We start from the raw sequence: 21,309 nt of genomic DNA, 5'->3' as shown, positions 1-21,309 counted from the left end.
ATCAGCCAAAGAAGCTGAGCGAACGTTGGTCTTATCAGTATATGCCTGAAGGACCACGTACGTGAACAAACAAAAAGGAGAAGACAGATGAAAAAAAATTCAGTTACACTCACTCTAATTTTTACGTTTATTCTATCGATCTTTAGCTTGACCACTTTGGTTAATGCAGATGATAAAACCCCGAGCGATCAATTTCGTGTCGGAATGGAAGCTGGTTATGCGCCCTTTAACTGGTCTCAACAAACTGATGCAAACAATGCCTATCCAATTCAAGGCCAAAATAGCTTTGCTGGCGGATATGATGTACAAATTGCCAAAAAGGTAGCCGAAGGTTTAGGTAAAGAACTAGTCATTGTCCAAACGAAATGGGACGGTTTACCCCCTGCCCTTCAATCTGGAAAGATCGATGCAATCATTGCCGGCATGAGTCCGACGGCTGAACGCCAAAAAGAAATCGACTTTACTGATCCATACTATGAATCAGAACTTGTGATCGTCGTACAAAAAGATGGTAAGTTTGCGAATGCGACTAGCTTAGAAGATCTTTCTGGCGCAAAAATCACTGCACAATTGAATACATTCCACTATAACGTGATCGATCAGATCCCAGGAGTGGACAAGCAACAAGCAATGGATAACTTTTCAGCCATGCGAACAGCACTAGCTTCTGGCATGATCGACGGTTACGTCAGCGAACGTCCAGAAGGGGTAACAGCCACAAGCGTCAACCCAGCCTTGAAAATGCTCGAACTAGATGAAGCAAATGGCTTTCAAACAAATCCCGAAGATGTCCAAATCGCTGTAGGAATGCGCAAAGGTGATCCTGATCTCCAACAAGTCAACCAAATATTAAGCGGCATTTCTCATGATGATCGCATTGCCATCATGGACCAAGCCATTGAAGACCAACCTGCGTCAACGGATGGAGATGCAGAAGAAACTGGCTTGCTCCAAGATTTCAAGACGATTTGGGATCAATATGGCAACATGTTCTTACGCGGAGCTGGTTTGACACTGTTTATCGCATTGATCGGTACAGTTGTAGGAACGACATTAGGTTTATTGATTGGCGTCTTTCGCTCAATTCCAGAATCTGATAATAAAGTGACACGCTTCTTCCAAAAAGTTGCTAATTTCTTGTTATCTGTTTATATCGAAGTCTTCCGTGGTACACCAATGATGGTTCAAGCCATGGTCATCTTCTACGGATTGGCTCTAGCCTTTGGTATTTCTCTGGATCGCACGATTGCTGCGTTGTTCATCGTTTCGATCAACACTGGTGCGTATATGACTGAGATCGTACGTGGTGGGATTTTTGCAGTAGATGGCGGACAATTTGAGGCCGCCCAAGCGATCGGCATGACCCACAGTCAAACGATGCGTAAAGTAGTGATTCCGCAAGTATTGAGAAATATTTTGCCGGCTACTGGAAATGAGTTTGTCATCAATATCAAAGACACCGCCGTATTAAGTGTCATTGGTGTAGCAGATTTATTCTTCCAAGGAAACTCCGCATCTGGTGCAAACTTCCAATTCTTCCAAACATTCACGATCGTTGGGATCATCTACTTGATCATGACCTTCACGATCACAAGAATCCTACGTGTGATTGAGAAGAAAATCGACGGACCTACTGCGTATACAAAAATTGAAGAAGTCAACAACGCGAACCTACAGGAATAAGGAGGCAGTCCTATGAGTGAGAATATCATCGAAATCAATCATTTAAGTAAAAAATTCGGCGACAATGAAGTCCTGAAAGATATTAGCATGACCGTCAATAAAGGGGAAGTCGTGACCATCATCGGTTCCTCTGGTTCAGGTAAATCAACATTCTTACGTTGTATCAATTTACTAGAAAAACCATCGGGCGGCGAGATCATTTACAACAACGAAAACGTCTTAGCACCAAAATATAATTTACCAAAATATCGGACAAATGTCGGTATGGTTTTCCAATCCTTCAATCTTTTCAATAATATGAATGTTTTAGAAAATTGTATTTCTGGACAAACCACTGTCTTAAAACGAGAGAAAGAGCATGCCCGTAAAGTAGCAATCGAAAACTTAGAAAAAGTCGGTATGAGACAATACATCGAAGCTCGCCCTTCTCAACTATCTGGTGGTCAAAAACAACGGGTCGCTATCGCTCGTGCTCTATCAATGGACCCTGATGTGATGCTCTTCGATGAGCCAACTTCTGCCCTTGATCCTGAAATGGTCGGTGAAGTATTGAATACGATCAAAGATCTAGCCCATACTGGACTGACAATGATCATCGTAACCCATGAAATGGAATTTGCGAAAGAGGTATCTGACCGAGTGATCTTCATGGATAAAGGTGTGATCGCGGAAGAAGGAAGTCCTGAAGATATCTTCGTTCATCCAAAAGAAACACGTACGAAAGAGTTCTTGTCACGCATTTTGAATAACTAATAAAGTATCAAATCACCCTTAGTATTCAAACTACCGCAACTTGATTGAGCAAGGTCACCCTACTCAAAAAGTTGCGGTTCTTCTTTTTATTTATTGTTTTTGTTCCGATTGCTTTATCGGTTGAACTTTTGCACAACCTCACGTAACATGTGGTTGTGAGAAACCACTTCAATTAAGAAGATTTAGGTAATGGAGTGATCTTTTGACTAACATTTTTTCGAGGCAGAGAAAACACGCTACTTATTCCTCTCACAGGGTTAGCAGTCGTTTCGTCAATGTGTAGCATCATTCTAGAGAATTCGATAATTTTCAGAAAATTGTTGCAATTCATCACATAATTTGTTACTTTTAACAAAATACAAAAAAGTAAAGGAGTTTTCTATGTCAAAAAAATTATCATTCAAAGAAAATCTATTCATCGGTTCCATGCTATTTGGCCTATTTTTTGGAGCTGGTAATCTTATATTTCCTGTCCATATGGGGCAAGAAGCTGGTGCGGATATCTTCTGGGCAAATCTTGGCTTTTTAGTTACAGGGATCGGTTTACCATTCTTAGGTGTCATTGCGATCGGTGTTTCAAAGACCTCTGGTGTCTACGAATTAGCACAACGGATCAATAAAACTTATGCACTTATTTTTACTGTCTTACTTTATTTAGTCATTGGTCCATTTTTTGCCTTACCACGTTTGGCAACTACTTCTTTTGAAATTGGCTTAGCACCTTTTATTCCAGCAGAAAATCAAACATTATTTTTAGCTATTTTTAGTTTCTTATTCTTTTTAGCTGCTTGGTGGTTATCCAAACGTCCAACTAAAATATTGGATTATGTTGGTAAATTTTTGAATCCCGCATTTTTAGTATTACTAGGCATCTTGCTATTACTTGCTTTTATCAACCCACTTGGCTCAGTGGCGGATGCGCCTGTACAACCTCACTACCAAAACCAAGCATTCTTCACTGGTTTTACACAAGGATACAATACGTTGGATGCGTTAGCTGCCTTAGCTTTTGGGATCATTATCGTCACGACGATTCGTGGCATGGGTGTCACAAAGCCTTCTGATATTGCAAGAGATACGATCAAATCAGGCGCGATCAGCATCGTGTTGATGGGGATCATCTATACCCTACTTTCTTATGCAGGAACAATGAGTCTAGGAACATTTCCTATGAGTGCGAATGGTGGTATCGCCTTGGCTCAAATCGCTGATCACTATTTAGGAACTTACGGGAGTATCCTATTAGCCTTTATCGTGATTCTTGCTTGTTTAAAAACAGGTATCGGACTGATTACTGCATTCGCAGAAACATTCACTGAATTGTTTCCTAAAAGAAGCTATCTATTCTTTGTAACAGGAACAAGTTTATTGGCATGTTTAGTTGCAAACGTGGGCTTGACGAATATTATTCAGATCTCTTTACCGGTCTTGATGTTTATTTATCCGTTGGCAATGACCTTGATCTTACTTGTCTTGTTTGGCCCATTGTTTAAACAACGTACTTCTGTTTATCGAATGACCACTTATTTCACATTACTCGCTTCCATCGTAGATGGACTGAATGCTTGTCCTGATTCAATCAAGCAAACAAGTGTCGTCAAAGGCATTTTAACATTCGCTGATTCCTATCTCCCATTCTTCTCATTAGGAATGGGCTGGATCACACCAGCATTGATTGGCTTTATCATCGGATTACTCTGGAGTTTCTTCAAAAATGAAAAAAAACCTGACTTGATTGTTAGCTAACAAAAAAAAGAGATGTTTAACTTTTTGTATAAAAAAATTAACAACTTTGGTAAACTTTCGTCACAAAATATTCACAACTCACCTTTAATATATAAGTATACCAACAAACAACCCTAACAACACTTTTTCATTTTTAACTCCTTTCCTGCTAGCTCCCCGGCTAGCAGGTCCTTTTTTTATTTATACATATACCACACATCAAGTTCTTTGAGAATCTTTAGATCCTCTCTCTCTAGTAAGAAAAACATATAAAAAAGCTATGAAAAAGCAATCTACTTTTTCATAGCTTTTATTCTTATTTAGATAATCGCTCTTGGTCTCCCGTAGGTGAAAGACTAGTGATTTTTTCGATTTGTTCAATTGGGACGATTCGGATTTGTTGCTCTTGATTTTGCAAGCGAATCATCACTCGGTCATGTTCAACTGTTTTCGTTGCCACCCAACCGGAAAAGGTTTCGTACTTATTGCTTAGTGGATTCTCGCGCACTTGTAGAATCACTAAACTATTCTGAGCTGCAGCTTTTTGGAGTTCAAGAATGAACTCCCCTTGTAACCGTACATTCTCAGCTTTTTCTTCTGTGTCATTCACAAATGAATCAAAAAGTTGAAACGAAGTATTAGTCACTAACTTTGTCAGTTTCTTCATTGGTGATACTGTTTCTTCATCCATTGAATGTACCCCTCCCCTAGCCAAGAATATGTTACTTAATTACTCCTATTTTATCCAATTTTTCTTAAAAAAACAAGAATATAGTTTATTTTATACCAACTTTTACCTAAAACCACCAAACAATACATGCGTTATTTTAAGTCGTTTTTCATCCATAATTCAAGCCATTTTTCTAAGCCTTCATTGATCAATCGATAGGTTTCTTCAAAGTTATTCGTGTAATATGGATCAGGTACATTTTGTACTTTTTTGCCAATGACTGGACTCAAAAATAGTTGGATTTTCTCTTGCGCTTCAATCGGCGCAATTTGCTTTAAGTCAGCCACATTTGACTGATCCATACCGATGATCCAATCAAATTTTTGGAAGTCTTCTTGACGTATTTGGCGAGCAATCATTTCTCGCGTATCAACATGTTCTTTTGCCAAAATCGCTTGTGTCCCTGGATGAGGAGCACTACCTACCTCATAGGTACTTGTTGCAGCTGAATCAATGACGAAGGAATCCATCAAATCCTGTTCTGCTACTTTCTTTTTTAATAACCCTTCTGCCATAGGTGAACGACAAATGTTTCCTAAACAAACAAATAATACTTTCGTCATAGCATTCTCTCCTTTTGTATTCCTATTTTGGAATCAATGAAAAAAGATCATTCGTCTTTTATTTCCTGTTCTTCTTCCAATGCGTACAACCGATACGAATACAATTCAGTATCTTTGGCTAAACGAAAGAACTGCATTGCAACTTCTAAGGGTGTTTCTGTATAACCTTGTGTGATCCAATTGACTAAGACTCCACTACAGCCATAAGAGAAAAAACGAGCATAAAATAATTTATCTTTGGAAGTTAGTTGTTTTTCTTCATCCATTTGCTCAAAGATTTTAATAAATGAGGGTTGGATCAACGCAGAAAATTGCTTTTGCAGAATCTCCTGTTCTGAACTAACGGTACTTGAATAGAACTGTTTATTTTCGGCAATGGCTTTTAACATCAGCAAGGCTTGCTCTTCCCAATTGTCGAGAGAAAGTGATTCTGTTTTTAGGTAATGTAACGAATCTTCATAGTACACCCAACGCAATAAATCATACTTATCGGTGAAATGATAATAAAATGTTTGTCGGTTGATGCCTGCTTCTTGTGCGATCTGTTGCACACTGATTTTACGAAAAGGCTGTGTTTCGCAAAGCGACACCAAGACTTTTTTGATCATTTGTTTCGTATGTGACGCCTCTCCCACAATGATCCCTCCCATCTCTTCAATCAATATTCTACTATTTGCTCTTTCAATAGAAAAGAGTGTTCACACTTGGTAGTCATAGCCAAAGTGTTCATACGCATAGGCGGTAGCGATCCGACCACGAGGAGTCCGTTTCAAAAAGCCTTTTTGGATCAAAAAAGGTTCATACATATCTTCGACTGTTTCTCGCTCTTCTCCAATATTAACGGATAATGTGCTTAGACCTACTGGGCCCCCACCATACAGTTCGATCATCGTACGTAGCAATTTCTGATCGACATAATCCAATCCCGCTTGATCGACCTGTAAGAGTGTCAATGCGCGGTCAGCAATCAACTGATCGATCTTGCCATCTCCTTGTACTTGGGCAAAGTCACGCACTCGTTTCAATAGACGATTGGCGATCCGCGGAGTACCACGAGAACGTCGTGCGATTTCTAAAGCCCCATCGGTGATGATCTCCGTTTGAAAAATATCGGCAGATCGTAAAACGATTTCTCTTAAATCTTCTTCTTCATAGTATTCCATGTGCGCAATGATTCCAAAACGGTCACGTAAAGGTGCAGACAGCATCCCTGCTCGAGTCGTTGCACCGATCAACGTGAAAGGTGGTAACGGAAAATGAACGGGGTGAGCGGTCGGCCCTTGCCCTACCATGATATCTACATAGAAATCTTCCATCGCCGAATAAAGCATTTCTTCTGCCACGCGAGGTAAGCGATGGATCTCATCAATAAACAAGACATCCCCTGCTTCTAGTTCATTCAAAATTGCTACCAGATCTCCTGGTCGCTCGATGGCTGGTCCACTTGTCGTACGGATATTGACTTGCATCTCATTTGCAATGACCATAGCCATCGTTGTTTTCCCCAAACCTGGAGGACCGTATAACAAGACGTGATCTAGCGGTTCTTCACGATTACGTGCCGCTTCGATGTAGATACTCAATTCTTGTTTTACTTTATGTTGACCGATATATTGCGCAAGCAATTGAGGGCGTAAAGATTTTTCTAAACTCAATTCATTCTCACCGGGTTCTGGTGAGAGAAGATATTCATCTGTCATCAAGAATCCTCCTTACTTTTTCATCATCAATTTCAATGCTTGCCTTAGATACTCATCCGTTGTCTGATTGTCGATTTCTTTTAGTTGTTTCTCTACTCGTTTGGTTTCACGCTCACTGTAGCCGAGAGCGGCTAAAGCTTCCATTGCCTCTGACAAGGCACTTGCATCTTGCACCGTTGCTTCATCAAATAAAGAAAATGGCGTATCGATACTCAACTCGCCAAACTTGCCTTTTAGATCCAAGATCATTTGTTGTGCTGTTTTTTTACCTACACCTGGGAACTTCGTCAAGTAAGTGACATCGCCAGTTTCCACCGCTTGGATCAAGCCGGAATGATCATCACTCGCCATGATCGCTAATGCACTTTTCGGTCCGATCCCTGAAACACTGACTAATCGTAAAAACAATTGTTTCTCTTCGAGTGAATCAAACCCATATAGTAAATGGGCATCTTCACGAATGACTTGATGAACATAGATTTTTACTTCTTTATCTAACTTACTACTATAGCGATAAGGGTTACCTAACGCAATTTGATAGCCCACCCCTTGCGTTTCTACAACGATATAATACGGACTGATAAAAGTCACCATGCCTCTTAGATATTCATACATTGAAATTTCCTCTTTCTTTCGCACACATACGTTCCCATATTTCTATCCATTGTAGCATACTTTGCGATTTAAAAAAAGTGTTCCCAAAAACAGAACTACGAGCTTAGGTCTTTGATAAAGACCCAAACTCGTAGCATATTTTCTCTGTGTATTAGCGATTGATAGAGGCTTGACCAATCATTTCTTCATGTTGTACTTGGCCTGATTTACTTAATGAGAAATCAGCCACTTTGTCCGTATTCGTTAGAACAACTAAGACATCTGTTTGTTTACCTGCTTGTTCAACGGCACTGAGATCCATCTCTGCGAGTTGCGTAGTTGGCGAGACCTGATCGCCCTCTTTCACAAGAACATTGAACGGTGCACCTTTTAATTCAACAGTATCAAGTCCCATATGAACAAGAACTTCCACACCGGCTTCACTCAGAATACCGATGGCATGTTTTGTTTCAAATACACTAGTTACTTTACCATTTACTGGCGAATAGATTTTTTGATTGTCAGGAATGATCGCATAGCCTTCACCCATCATTTTTTGTGAGAAAACTGGATCATTCACTTCTGTAATTGCTTTAATTTGTCCGTCTGCAACGGCGAATAACTCTTCATTGGCAGTGGCTACAGCAGTTGTTCCTGCGGCTTCAAAGTTTTGTGTAGGAATAGATACGCCTTCCGCAGTTTGTAAAACACTTACTTCTTCTGGATTGACTGGATCTAATTTGTTCAAGATCCCTTTACGTCTAAACACTACAGTTAAACCAAATGGTACGATGATTGCGATGATCATTGCAATCGTGAATGGTAACCACGTTTGTGCTTGGATTGCTAAGATTCCTGGCAAGCCACCGACACCAATCGCATTTGCTCGAACATCCATCAAGTTCGCAAACATCCCCGCCACACCAGAACCGATCATTGCAGCTACAAATGGATACACATATTTCAAGTTGATCCCAAACATAGCTGGTTCCGTTACTCCTAGATAACAAGAAATCATCGCTGGAATAGAAACTTGTTCTTCTTTTTTATTGCCGCGATGCAAGAAGATGATTGCAAGTACGGCAGATCCTTGCGCAATATTTGACAATGCGATCATTGGCCATAAATTGGTTGAACCAAAGTCAGCAATCAACTGCATATCGATTGCATTTGTCATATGATGTAATCCCGTAATAACCAGTGGGGCATACAAGAAACCAAATAACGCACTGAATAACCAACTGATTGATGAAGTCAATCCAGTATTCACGATTGATGAAATCCAGTTACCAATTGCCCAACCGACTGGACCTAACACTACATTAGCAGCGATAACTGTTGGTAATAGTGAGAACAGTGGGACAAAAATCATTGAGATCGATTGTGGGATATACTTACGGAAGAAAATCTCTAAATAAGCAAGTAAGAACCCGGCAAGCATCGCTGGAATGACTTGCGCTTGGTAACCAATCATTTGTACTTGTGCAAAGCCAAAGTCCCAAAATGGGATATCTGCAGCGGCAGTTGAGGCGACACTATAGGCATTTAATAATTGCGGTGAAACCAAAGTAATCCCTAAAACAATTCCTAAAATCTGTGTCGTTCCCATTTTCTTTGCAATACTCCAAGTGATCCCTACAGGTAGGAAATGGAAAATCGCTTCCCCAGGTAGCCATAAGAATGAATTAACTCCATTCCAGAATGTCGAACTTTCTGCAATCGTTCCACCTAAACTCTCGAACTGAATGCCTTCCAACACGTTACGGAACCCTAAAATCAATCCCCCAACAATGATTGCTGGAATCAATGGTGTGAAGATTTCAGCTAGAACTGCAATTGCTCGTTGCAATGGATTAAGATTCTGTTTCGCAGCAGCTTTACTTTGTTCTTTTGAAACGCCTTCAACTCCGGATACCGCAACAAAGTCGTTATAAAATGTTGAGACATCGTTCCCGATGATTACTTGGAATTGACCAGCATTGGTAAACATTCCTTTCACACTGTCAATCTCTTCGATCTCAGCTTCATTTGCTTTTGCAGGATCATTTAAAACAAAGCGCATTCGTGTCGCACAATGGCTAACCGCAGAGATATTTTCTTTCCCGCCGACTCCTTTTAACAGCTTCTCGGCATCTGCTTGATATTTCCCCATAACATAAACCCCTTTCATTTGACTTGTTTATACAAGTTACTTTGTACTCACACTATAATGTTTTTCTTAGCAGATTGCAAGCGTTTTATGCCAAAAAGATAAATAATTTGTAATCGTTATTATCCTTGTCGTAGCAACATCTATCTTCTATCCAAGTCCAGTTTGAAATCTACATATAGCTGTAGTATAGTTTATAAGCGAAGAACGAACGATTGCCCAAAGGAGAGGGAAGATGAACAAATTCAATGAAATTTTTTTAGACTTAGAAAAGAAAATCTTAGACAAAGAGTATCCTCCTCATACTTTACTACCTAGTGAAAATCAATTGATCAAAATCTATGGTGTTTCACGGGAAACAATTCGTAAAGCACTTAATCTATTGACAACAGAAGGATATATCCAAAAGAAACAAGGAAAAGGATCGATCGTTTTAGACCGTAACCGCTTTGATTTTCCTATTGCTGGATTGACAAGCTATAAAGAGCTTCAAGAAAACCAACATATCCCTAGTGAAACGATCGTGCAAACACTTGAAGAAACAGTAGTCGACAACGAATTACACAAAGTAACTGGCTGGCCAGTCAATACACCTGTCTGGCATTTAGTCCGCCAACGGAAAATCAATGGCGAAGTCGTCATTTTAGATCGAGACTATTTGTTAAAAGAAACCATTCCTACTTTGACCAAGGAACAAGCAGCGAATTCGATTTATGAATACTTTGAAAATGAGCTAGATCTCTCCATTGCCTATGCTCAAAAAGAAATCACCGTCGAACCGATCGATGATAGTATTTCAGAATCAATGGACCTCCACGACGATCCCTATGTCGTAATTGTTCGCGGACTCGTCTATTTAGAGAATACCGAATGCTTCGAATACACCGAATCAATCCACCGCCTCGACAAATTCCGGTTCGTGGAATTTGCACGAAGAAGAAGGTTGTGAGAAAGCCGTTCAGCTCCGAATAGTAAGACGAAAATTGAGAAAATAGCTCTTCATATTTTTTCGATTTTTGACTTATTATTGAAGGAGTTGGCTTTCGAACACCGTTTATCTAGGTTGTGAAAGAAGCGGTTAGCACTAAGGCAGAAGACAGAAAAATCAAAAATGGCTGTTTCATTTTTGATTTTTTTGGCTTGTGACCGAAGTGTTGCTTCTTGAACACCGTTTATCAAGGTTGTAAGAAACCCCAATAGCTCGACGTAATTAGGTAGCAAGTAAGTCCTATTCTTTAAAATTATGCTAAATCGCTTGGCTATCCCCCTCCTAAAAGCAGATTGTTTGCTTCTATTTCAGATGGCAGTATGATTAGGAGACAAAGGGGGCAGTATCAATGAGTAAACCAACCGACACAAACAAAGAGGACTTAAAAGAAACATTATCTCCGATTTCTTATGCAGTGACACAAGAAAATGCGACAGAACGTCCATTTACTGGAGAATACGACGACTTTTATGAAAAAGGGATCTATGTCGATATCGTTAGCGGCGAACCGCTTTTCAGTTCTGCAGAGAAATATGATGCAGGCTGTGGCTGGCCAGCTTTCAGCCAACCCATCAGCAGAAAAGACGTCAAAGAAAAAGCGGATTTTTCTCATGGGATGCACCGAGTCGAAGTAAGAAGTAATGAAGCCGACTCCCATCTTGGACATGTTTTTAATGATGGACCCGCAGATAAAGGTGGCTTACGCTATTGCATCAACTCTGCTGCCTTGAAGTTTATCCCTTATGAAGAAATGGATGCTGCTGGTTACAGTGAATATAAATCAATTGTCGAATAAGTCGAAGGTGATCAAATCACATCGCTCCGAAAAATAAGCCTGAACCTCAGGAAATTGTTCTAATTTCTGGAGGTTCAGGCTTATTTTTGAAGGTGCGACAGAACTTTTATATGATCAAGATTCTTAATACTCGTGCCCATGGAGATTGCCCACTTCTTCAAAACCAGCAGCCTTCCCCTTTTGATGAAAGATCTCTTGCTTGTTTTCTCGGACAATCAAGGTCATCTCTGTACTCGCTTTTTCACGGATGATCCGACTCATTTGACCTTGTTGTGGCGCCATCAACGCATGCCCTTCTTTTGCTAGCACTTGCATTTCTAGTTCAATATTTTTTTGCTGTATTCGAATGATCAGATGCTCCTCTTCACGGAAAATCTCCGAAATTTTGGCTCCATCATAGGTGGATAAGCGATATTCTTCTTCACCGACTTGTAAAACCGAAATGATTCCTAAAAAACGGAAACCTAAAAACGGGATCTCAGCTGCGGAAAAGAAAAAACGAGCATCTGAATCAGTAAACTGGTTGCATTGGACCCATAAATAGGTTGCGGGAAATGAACTTCCCCAATCCTTTTCTAAATACCCTACTCCATTCGTAAAATCAATGAGTTGGCCGTTCCAACTCAACGTTCCTTCTAACGAATGCTTCATGCTTAAAATTCCGTGGTAGCATTCCATAAAAGATAAATAAGAGAAAGGTCCCATGATACTCGGGGCATAGCGACTCCTTTTTAACGGAGTAAACTCTCCGTAAGAAATCGTTCCTTCGATCGTCAACGAGGGGCTACGTAAAGCTAGTGTGATTCCTTCCTCGCTAAATGTATTTTCACCGATTTTCACAAACAAACGATCTTCGCTTGCCATGAAGACTTCACGATCAAAATGAAAGACTTCCGAGGACTCATGATTGATCACTTGGATAAACGGGCACTTTTCGCCTTGTTCTCCAATGGAGTACCCCGGAATAAATGCGTAGACTTCATCGCCGATTTGATGCTTAAAATACCAACCTTCAAAGAACGGCGCTTTTTTCGTTTCACCATGATAAAACTTATCCGTTGTAATCACCTCGTCCACTCCCTTCAGATAAATTAAGTTTACCATGTTTTTTTATAGCTTCTAGCCGATACGCTTGAATCCAGGTCATGAACTAATATAATTAGAAAAAACACATGATCCGTTTCTTGCTACTCGGATCATGTGTTTTTGATTTTATTCACCTAGATACAGATGTCCGAGATTTTAGGACAAAAGATCTGGCCATTTTTTCAACGCCTGATTGACTGCGCCGATCGGAAAGCCGACAATACTATAGTAATCGCCAGAAATCGACTCTACGAAAGCCCCTGCGTAACTTTGAATGCCGTACGCCCCAGCTTTATCACGGTGATCGCCAGTTGCTAGATAGCGCTCAATCTCTTCATCGGTCAATTCATAAAAAGTGACTGATGCATGGGAAAGGATGAACTCTTCTTGCGTCCCATCAGTTATTACGACGGCTGTGTAGACGTCGTGTGTCGTACCACTGAATTTGCGTAACATCCGTTTTGCCTCATCATCATCCTCTGGTTTGCCAAGGATTTCGTTTCCTAGAACTACGGTAGTATCACTAGCAATAACTAACGTTTCTTCGCTTTCTTTTTGCACAGCCTCCGCTTTTTCTGCTGCCATGCGTTGGACGTATGCAAGCGGGTCCTCATTTGGCTTAGGCGTTTCATCGATATCTGCCGGTTGGATCGAAAAAGCTGGCACTAATCTTCCGAGCAATTCTTTTCTTCTAGGCGACTGTGAAGCCAATACTATTTTCATCAAAAACTTCCTTTCCGAATCTCGCGGATCAATGCGGATCTTGGATTCGTTTAAACATTCGTTCCATGTCTGAATTCGTAAAGTGGATCAATACCGGACGACCGTGAGGACAGTTGAACGGATTCTCACATTTTGCTAAGTCTTTTAATAAGACCCTCGCTTGTGCTTCGTTCAAGTAGTGATTCGCTTTGATCGAGCGTTTACAGCTCATCATGATTGCTGTGGCTTCTCTGAATTTCTTCACACTCACTTCACCAGTTGTCAATAACATGTCGATCATCCCTTGAATGATCGATTCTTCTTCCCCACTTGGATACCAAGTCGGATGCGCTCGTACGATAAAACTATTCTGGCCAAATTCTTCCAGATAAATGCCTGCCTCTTCTAATAGTTCTTTCTTTTCTTTTAGCTTGATTGCATCACTATTAGGATAGTCTAAAACAAAAGGAACGAGTAATTCTTGCAAATCATCTGAAACATCGCCGATTTTTTCACGGAAATATTCATATTTGATCCGCTCTTGCGCAGCATGTTGATCAATGATGTATAAGCCTTCATTGCTTTGGGCAAATAGATAGGTCCCATGCATTTGGCCAAAATATTCAAGATGTGGGAAACGTTGTGTTGGTACTTCCTGCTCGACTTTACTGATTGCTTTCTCCAAAATTCGGCTATCTTGACTCATGTCAAACTCGGGATGCAACTTGCTTTCTTCTTGCTCAAAGCTTGGTTCTTCCTCTATGCTTTTCTCTTCTACTGATGCTGTTCGTTCTTCTTGTACTGAGTAGTTATCAACAGTGGATAAATGATTTTGCTGAAAGTTATCCACTGGTTTTTCTACAAAGTTATCAACACTTTCACCAGAGTTATCCACCGTTTTTTCCTCTTTTTCTGGATAATTCAGTGTATCTTCTGAAAAAACAGAAGAGTTTTCAACATTTTCCACAGACTTATCAACAGGATAGGCTGATTTTTGTGGATTTTCTTCCACGTAAAATGTACCTGTCTGGCGATCAAAATTTAAACTTTGTGGTTTCTTTGGTGGTTCCTCAAACGCATAAGAAAGATCGATTTCGATTTGTTCCGTTTTAGGTTGATCGGCGATTTTTTTCTTGAAACGTAAATTGTCTGCTGCACTAGGAATCAGATTTTCTTGACTTAGTGCTTGTTGAATCGCTTGTGCAATCAATTCAGTCAATTCTTTTTCCTTCGATAGACGAACTTCTTGCTTCGTTGGATGGACATTCACATCGACAAGCAACGGGTCCATTTTGACCTCTAAAACAGCAATTGGAAAACGACCAACCATCAGTTTAGAACCATAACCTGCCACGATTGCTTTGTTCAAGGAAAAGTTCTTGATAAAACGACCGTTGATGATCGTTGAAAGATAATTACGACTCGCACGAGTGACTTCTGGTAAAGAAATGTAACCAGAAACTTCAAAATCTAGATCTTTTGCTTCAACCTTCAACATTTTTTTCGCTGTCGCCAAACCATAGATTCCGGCAATCGTTTGTTTCAAATCTCCGTTACCAGCTGTTGCTAACATCTTGTTGCCATCATGGACTAAGCGAAAGGCGATGTTGGGATGGCTCAACGCTAGTCGATTGACGATATCGCCTATATTCGCCAATTCCGTTTGTAATGTCTTGACGTATTTTAACCGTGCAGGCGTGTTGAAAAACAAATTGCTCACTGTGATTTTCGTTCCTTGTCTCAATGGAGCAGGACGATGTGTCAACACTTCCCCACCTTTTAATTCAAGATAGGTCCCTTGTGTTTCATCTTGATTGGCTGTCTCGATCGTCAATTCAGAGACAGAAGCAATACTAGGAAGAGCTTCCCCTCGGAACCCTAATGTCCGAATGCGGAACAAGTCATCACGGTTATGGATTTTGCTCGTTGCGTGACGTTTGAACGCATTTTCAACGTCTTCTGCTAAGATTCCTTCACCGTTATCGATGATTTGGATTTTTCGTAAACCGGCTTCTTCTACGAGAATATCGATTTGAGAGCTATGGGCATCAATGGCATTTTCAACAAGTTCTTTCACCACAGAAGCAGGTCGTTCAACGACTTCTCCTGCGGCGATTTGATTGGCCAAGCGTTCGGATAATTCTTGGATCTTCGCCATCGATCAGCACCTTCTTCCTATAATTGTTTTTGCAGTTCGTACAATTTATTCAACGCATCCATTGGCGTCATTTCTAGTAGGTTCAACTGTTTCAATGCAGCAATGATTTGCGTTTCAGCTTCCGTTACTTCACCAAATAAAGATAGTTGTTGACTCTCTTCATTGACCTGATGGCTTGGTTGGTTGGTTTGTGACTTAGGATAGTCGCTTTTTTTCGTGACAGATGCTTCAAGTGCAGAGACATGGTGTGTCGTTTCTCCTGATTCTAAAAAGGCTAAGATCGCAGAGGCACGTGACAATAATTCATCTGGTAGACCCGCGATTTTAGCTACATGTATCCCGTAGCTTTTATCTGCCGGACCGTCCATCATCTTGTGTAAAAATACCACATCGCCATCTTTTTCGACTGCGCCAACATGAACATTTTTCAATTGCGGCAATTCTGTATCAAGCACCGTCAACTCATGGTAGTGCGTAGAAAACAACGTCTTGGCTTTGACGTGTTGATGAATGTACTCGATGATGGCTTGTGCTAATGCCATTCCATCGTAAGTTGCTGTTCCTCGACCGAGTTCATCAAATAAAATCAAACTGTTCGGCGTCGCATGACGCAACGCTTGGTTGGCTTCCATCATTTCCACCATAAAGGTACTTTGCCCCGCAATCAAATCATCACTTGCACCGATTCGGGTAAAGATCCGATCAAAAATCGGCAGCACTGCTTTTTGCGCCGGAACAAAACAGCCCATCTGAGCCATCAATACCGTCAATGCTAACTGTCGCATATACGTACTTTTACCAGACATATTAGGACCAGTGATCAACAAGATCATTTCTTCTTCCGACATGATCACGCTATTTGGGATATATTCTTGATGCCCTAACACTTTTTCTACCACCGGATGACGTCCTTCTTCGATCACTAGTGTCTTTTGGTTCGTCAATTCTGGACGAACATATTGATAACGCTCACTGATCGTTGCAAAACTTTGTAAGACGTCTACAGTACTCAATGATTTTGCTAAGGTTTGCAATGGCTGGATTGCTTTTTTCACTTCTTCTCTAACAGCTAAAAAGAGTTGGTATTCTAGATCGACTGATTTTTCTTCCGCTTCTAGAATCTGTGTTTCTAATTCTTTTAATTCAGGAGTGATAAATCGTTCTGCATTGGCTAACGTTTGTTTACGTTCATATTTTTCCAGTTCAGCATTCATCAAATTCGCTTTCGTGATTTCAATATAGTAACCAAACACTCGATTAAACCCAACTTTTAAATTTTTGATCCCTGTACTTTGGCGTTCGCGCGCTTCTAATTCTGCTAACCACTGTTTGCCATTTCTCATCGCAGAACGATAGGTGTCTAGCTGTTCATTGAAGCCATCTTTGATGACGTTTCCTTCAGTGATTTGTAAAGGTGCATCCTCTTGGATCGCTTGTTCGATCAACTCAACTAATGAATCCATTGGCTGCATATCTGTTAATAACTCTGACCATTGTCCTTGATCGATGCCTTCAATCAGCCCGCGAATCATCGGTACTTGTTGTAGCGATGTTTTTAACTGGATCAAATCTCGACCATTGACGTTACCAAATGCGACACGTCCAGCTAAACGTTCTAAATCATAGACTTTCGTCAACGCACTCTGTAAATCAAGACGTTCAAAATAACTATTGATCAGCGATGCCACCATTTCTTGCCGAGCATTGATCTGATGGGATTGGATCAGCGGACGATCAAGCCATTGTTTGAGCAAACGTCCTCCCATTGCTGTTTTGGTTTCATCTAATAACCATAGAAGTGTGCCGTGTTTTTTTCCAGTACGGATCGACTGGCTTAATTCTAAATTGAATTTAGAATAATAATCCATCTTCAAGAAATGATCTGGTTGGTATTCAACCGCTTTTTGGATATGTGCCAAACTTCTTTTTTGCGTGACTGCTAAATAAGTAAGTAACTTTCCAGTCGCTTCCTTTTCTAATTCATCCGTCAACTCACTCGTTAGAAAATTGAATTCTGCATTTTCTTCTACACTTTCTTGTTTTGAGAAGACTAAGCCAAGTCTTGTGCTTAGTTGTTCATATAACGTTTCACTGATCTCTGTACCTAGAATCAATTCTTTTGTTTGTAACGCAGAGGTTTCGTTCAAAACAGCTTCTTCATCAAGTAAGCGGGCTGTTTTTAATTCGCCTGTACTCAAATCGGCATAAGCAAACCCGAAAGCGGAACCTTGATTGACTACCGCCGTCAGAAAGTTGTTGTCTTTGGCTGATAATCCTTTACTATCCATCACTGTTCCAGGAGTCACTAATTGCACGACTTCTCGTTTGACCATTCCTTTAGTCGTCTTTGGATCTTCGACTTGTTCACAAATCGCTACTTTGTAGCCTTTTTCGATCAGACTGTCGATATATCCTTGTGCAGAATGATGCGGTACCCCACACATCGGGATTGGATCATCCGCATTACGATTTCGACTAGTTAATGTCAGTTCTAAGATTTGTGCTGCTTTGACAGCATCTTCGTAAAATAATTCATAAAAATCTCCGAGACGATAGAACAAAAAAGCATCTTGGTATTGTGCCTTGATGCTTAGATATTGTTCCATCATTGGAGTGTTCTTAGTTTTTTGAGGCATTATGCTCCTCCTCTATATACTCATTGATTTCATTTTGGATCATTTGAGTCAAGTGTTGCAATAACTCATTTGCCTCCACCAGTTGACGGCGGTAAGCAATCACTAAAGGATAGTCGTCGATTGATTGTGTCAGGACTTCGATCCGTTTGATTGCTTCTTTTTCTGCTTCTTTTTGTCCATAATGCGCATATTGTACTGCATCTTTTTGCGCTTGCTTCAATGCTTCTGTTTGTTGATTCAAGTAACGACTATGTTTCACTTTATGTTCCAATTCTTGATAACGTGTGATCGTTTCATTCTTCTTTAAAAGAGTCGCCAATTGGTCGACTTCTAATTGGATCGTCGTTTTGTCCTGCACATTCCCTCTCGCTTTCTATTCTCTGTAAGGGCGGTCATCGTTGATTTGGATCAATTGGATATCTTTTGCCTGTCCCGTCTGGTCGTCGATGTCCAAGATACAACCACTTAAAAGCCCTCGACCTTGTTCCACCACTTCAAAACGCTTTGGTAAAGCTGTTAAAAATTTTTCAATGACTGGTTCACGGCGCATCCCTAAAATCCCATCATATGGACCGGTCATACCAACATCCGTCAAATACGCCGTTCCTTGTGGCAAAATACGCGCATCATTCGTTTGAACATGGGTATGTGTACCGACCACAGCAGATACTTTTCCATCTAAAAACCAGCCCATTGCTTGTTTTTCACTTGTCGTTTCTCCATGAAAATCAACAAAAATGATCGGTGTTCTTTTCCGAGCTTCTTCGACTAACTCGGTCATTTTACGAAATGGATCATCTAAATCAACCATAAATGAACGAGCTTGCATATTGATGACCGCCAGTTCCAATTGATTGACTTTGACAAAAACGATTCCTTGCCCAGGCGTTCCTTCCGGGAAATTTGCTGGACGAACCATTTTTTTCGCGTCATCGATAAATTCAAAAATATCACGATTGTCCCACGTATGATTCCCCATCGTCACGACATCTACGCCATCTTGCAGAAACTTCTTATAGATTTTCTCTGTGATCCCACGACCTGAAGCCGCATTCTCACCATTCACGATCGTCATTTGTGGACGATATTTTTTCTTCAAGCGAGGGAGATATTCTGTGATCATTTCTCTACCCATCGCACCTACTACATCACCAATAAACAATACCCGCACACGATTTCCTCTTCTCTTCTAACGTATCTTATATTATAAGTGTTTTAGTAAAGAAAGGAAAGAGGTTGTAAATAGAAGCTGTTTTCTAGAATATCAAGAAAGGGTATTTTGAACTAACTAGCAACAGCTTTTTATAACTTTATTCTCTAACTATGTAAATTGATCAAAATTTATTTTTTAATTTTTTTACTAAGTAAACAATAGACAGGGCTAAACCTATGAAGAGCATGAACCAAAACAGCAATTTCAAAACCAAAACGACGTTTACGATGATGTCTCCCATGATATCACCTCCTATTTTAAAGAAGTCAGATAGTACCTATCTGATAATATGATAGCATATCATTTATGTATCATAATGAGGTAAAAAAAGAGAGGACATTCAATCAGAAAAATCCTGTTGCATGCCCTCTTTTTAACTAAAATTATTGTTTTATGATGTTTATGACCTAAATCAAAGCTAACTCTTTCAATGCTTTCCAAATACCATCTTGATCATTCGTATCTGTGACCATTTTTGCTTCCGCTTGAACTTCTGGTACGGCATTCCCCATTGCCACCCCAATGCCAGACATACGAAGCATTTCGCGATCATTTTGTCCGTCACCAAAACTGATGACGTCTTCTGGCGCAATCCCTACTCGATTGGCTAGGTTCATGATAGTCACCGCTTTGGAACCATCGTGTGGGACCACATCGACACTATTTTCGTGCCAGCGCACAAAACGGATACGATCGTAAGCGCTGAATTGTTGATCATAAGAGTGATCAAAGAAAGCTAATGCTTGATAGACATCCTGTTTTTCAACAAAGTATTCGTCCAATTCTGGTAAGTGTGCACCAAATGAATGCATCGCATCTTCCATCATATCGATACGATTAGATGAAAAGCGTTTGATTGAATCTAAACTAACAAATGCTGTATCAATATCCTTTTCTTGCGCTTCTTGAATAAATTGGTGTAATTGTTCTTGATCCAGCAAATTTTTATAGACTTGTTCATGATCCAAAAATCCGGCTGCACCGTTACATAGAATATAATTGCTAAATGCTAGATCACGGATAACTTCTTGTGCGTGAAAGCGACTACGCCCTGTAGCAATCGTCACTAAATGTCCATCTTTACGCAGTTTTTCCAAGGCTTCCCTTGTACTGTCCAATGCCTGTTTGTTGGAATCTAACAACGTGCCGTCGATATCAAAAGCAATTAATTTGCGTGTCATTCTATCTCGCCTCTCTATAAATACTTACTTGCTTCTCTCGTTGCAAGCTTGCTTAATTCTTTTGTCAATTGTTCTTTTACCCAAAGTGGATTTGTTTTGCTATAGTCCCGCAACGCCCAACCAATAGCCTTTTGAATAAAAAATTCATTTGTTGAACGATCTGCATCAATCGCTCGTTCGAGTAGAGCGACATCTGTCTGTTCTTTAAACCCTAGTTGCAGGGTGATCGCAATTCGTCTTAACCAAAAGTCTTCTTGACCTTCAAATAATTTGAAAACCGCATCAACTTCTTGGTGCAGTTTTCCCCACGTGCTGTAGACTTTTTGCCAAGAATCAATACTGTCCCACCATTCCTTCTGTGAGACAAGCTCAAGTAACCATACTAAGTTATCAAAAGAAAGACGCTTGACGTTCTTTTGGACTAAATCGATCGCTAAATACTGATACTCCCGTTCTTCCTGCATATAATAATCTTTTACTAATAAAAGTAAGTCTGAAATAGGTATCTTCTGGCTTTCTTTTAAAAGAGCCTTTTGTAGTAACGCTCTTTCTGGCTTAGGAACTCCTGCAAATCGGAAATGATGCTTCATGTAAGCTTCCATCTGCTGAGCTTTTTCTTTATTATTCGGAAAAACAATTGTCTCCAAGGGAT

Annotated in this window: 19 protein-coding genes; 5 read left to right on the top strand and 14 right to left on the bottom strand. The window is 40.2% G+C overall.

From position 1 onward, the window contains the following. Positions 1–87 precede the first annotated feature (87 nt). From IGK77_RS00960 to brnQ, 3 genes are all read left to right on the top strand, one after another. Positions 88–1,683 carry an ABC transporter permease subunit gene (locus IGK77_RS00960; RefSeq protein ID WP_074800068.1) on the top strand — a complete coding sequence of 532 codons (1,596 nt, stop codon included), beginning with the start codon at positions 88–90 and terminating at the stop codon, positions 1,681–1,683. Positions 1,684–1,695: 12 nt separating this feature from the next. Then, positions 1,696–2,436 (top strand): amino acid ABC transporter ATP-binding protein, encoded by a 741-nt coding sequence (locus IGK77_RS00955; protein WP_071866098.1) that lies wholly within the window; start codon positions 1,696–1,698, stop codon positions 2,434–2,436. A 381-nt stretch (positions 2,437–2,817) separates the two neighbouring features. After that, positions 2,818–4,182, top strand: coding sequence for a branched-chain amino acid transport system II carrier protein (brnQ, locus tag IGK77_RS00950; protein WP_071866097.1), 1,365 nt, complete (start codon positions 2,818–2,820; stop codon positions 4,180–4,182). Positions 4,183–4,477: 295 nt separating this feature from the next. Here the strand turns inward: brnQ and IGK77_RS00945 are convergent, their stop codons facing one another. The 6 genes from IGK77_RS00945 to treP all read right to left on the bottom strand — a co-directional run bounded on the left by IGK77_RS00945 (position 4,478) and on the right by treP (position 9,900). Further along, positions 4,478–4,852 (bottom strand): hypothetical protein, encoded by a 375-nt coding sequence (locus IGK77_RS00945; protein WP_019724219.1) that lies wholly within the window; start codon positions 4,850–4,852, stop codon positions 4,478–4,480. 131 nt (positions 4,853–4,983) lie between these two features. Continuing rightward, a complete protein-coding gene (locus tag IGK77_RS00940) occupies positions 4,984–5,454 on the bottom strand; it encodes a low molecular weight protein-tyrosine-phosphatase (protein ID WP_071866096.1) in 471 nt (156 codons plus the stop codon). Positions 5,455–5,501: 47 nt separating this feature from the next. Then, positions 5,502–6,104: a TetR/AcrR family transcriptional regulator gene (locus IGK77_RS00935; RefSeq protein WP_192923821.1), complete on the bottom strand. Its 603-nt coding sequence runs from the start codon at positions 6,102–6,104 to the stop codon at positions 5,502–5,504. 48 nt (positions 6,105–6,152) lie between these two features. Beyond that, entirely contained in the window at positions 6,153–7,154 is a 1,002-nt protein-coding gene (ruvB, locus tag IGK77_RS00930) for a Holliday junction branch migration DNA helicase RuvB (protein WP_071866094.1), read from the bottom strand. Positions 7,155–7,166: 12 nt separating this feature from the next. Next, a complete protein-coding gene (ruvA, locus tag IGK77_RS00925) occupies positions 7,167–7,769 on the bottom strand; it encodes a Holliday junction branch migration protein RuvA (RefSeq protein ID WP_074800065.1) in 603 nt (200 codons plus the stop codon). A gap of 151 nt (positions 7,770–7,920) precedes the next feature. Then, entirely contained in the window at positions 7,921–9,900 is a 1,980-nt protein-coding gene (gene treP, locus IGK77_RS00920; RefSeq protein WP_071866092.1) for a PTS system trehalose-specific EIIBC component, read from the bottom strand. 232 nt (positions 9,901–10,132) lie between these two features. Between treP and treR the strand changes: the two genes are divergently transcribed. Both treR and msrB read left to right on the top strand, forming a co-directional pair. Then, positions 10,133–10,846 (top strand): trehalose operon repressor, encoded by a 714-nt coding sequence (gene treR / locus IGK77_RS00915; RefSeq protein WP_071866091.1) that lies wholly within the window; start codon positions 10,133–10,135, stop codon positions 10,844–10,846. Between the two features lie 388 nt (positions 10,847–11,234). Further along, positions 11,235–11,681 carry a peptide-methionine (R)-S-oxide reductase MsrB gene (gene msrB / locus IGK77_RS00910; protein ID WP_010734395.1) on the top strand — a complete coding sequence of 149 codons (447 nt, stop codon included), beginning with the start codon at positions 11,235–11,237 and terminating at the stop codon, positions 11,679–11,681. 123 nt (positions 11,682–11,804) lie between these two features. Here the strand turns inward: msrB and IGK77_RS00905 are convergent, their stop codons facing one another. The 8 genes from IGK77_RS00905 to IGK77_RS00870 form a co-directional block, all read right to left on the bottom strand. After that, positions 11,805–12,749: a tocopherol cyclase family protein gene (locus IGK77_RS00905; RefSeq protein WP_074800062.1), complete on the bottom strand. Its 945-nt coding sequence runs from the start codon at positions 12,747–12,749 to the stop codon at positions 11,805–11,807. Between the two features lie 174 nt (positions 12,750–12,923). Further along, on the bottom strand, positions 12,924–13,490 hold the full coding sequence (locus IGK77_RS00900) for a Maf family protein (RefSeq protein WP_074800058.1): 567 nt from the start codon (positions 13,488–13,490) through the stop codon (positions 12,924–12,926). Positions 13,491–13,518: 28 nt separating this feature from the next. Beyond that, a complete protein-coding gene (gene mutL / locus IGK77_RS00895; RefSeq protein ID WP_074800056.1) occupies positions 13,519–15,627 on the bottom strand; it encodes a DNA mismatch repair endonuclease MutL in 2,109 nt (702 codons plus the stop codon). Between the two features lie 17 nt (positions 15,628–15,644). Next, a complete protein-coding gene (gene mutS, locus IGK77_RS00890) occupies positions 15,645–18,233 on the bottom strand; it encodes a DNA mismatch repair protein MutS (protein WP_373865789.1) in 2,589 nt (862 codons plus the stop codon). Between the two features lie 13 nt (positions 18,234–18,246). After that, a complete protein-coding gene (locus IGK77_RS00885) occupies positions 18,247–18,621 on the bottom strand; it encodes a YlbF family regulator (RefSeq protein WP_071866086.1) in 375 nt (124 codons plus the stop codon). A gap of 15 nt (positions 18,622–18,636) precedes the next feature. Next, complete coding sequence (locus tag IGK77_RS00880; protein WP_023518925.1) at positions 18,637–19,434, bottom strand: TIGR00282 family metallophosphoesterase; 798 nt, start codon at positions 19,432–19,434, stop codon at positions 18,637–18,639. Between the two features lie 449 nt (positions 19,435–19,883). Then, positions 19,884–20,657: an HAD family hydrolase gene (locus IGK77_RS00875; protein WP_071866085.1), complete on the bottom strand. Its 774-nt coding sequence runs from the start codon at positions 20,655–20,657 to the stop codon at positions 19,884–19,886. A 14-nt stretch (positions 20,658–20,671) separates the two neighbouring features. Next, a complete protein-coding gene (locus IGK77_RS00870) occupies positions 20,672–21,304 on the bottom strand; it encodes a DNA alkylation repair protein (RefSeq protein WP_074800053.1) in 633 nt (210 codons plus the stop codon). Positions 21,305–21,309: the final 5 nt, after the last annotated feature.

The sequence above is a fragment of the Enterococcus sp. DIV0806c genome (assembly GCF_051710905.1).
In the GTDB taxonomy this organism is placed as follows: Bacteria; Bacillota; Bacilli; order Lactobacillales; family Enterococcaceae; genus Enterococcus_B; species Enterococcus_B mundtii.
Note: the sequence above shows the minus strand (reverse complement) of the source record. Positions and strands in the feature narration are given on the sequence as shown.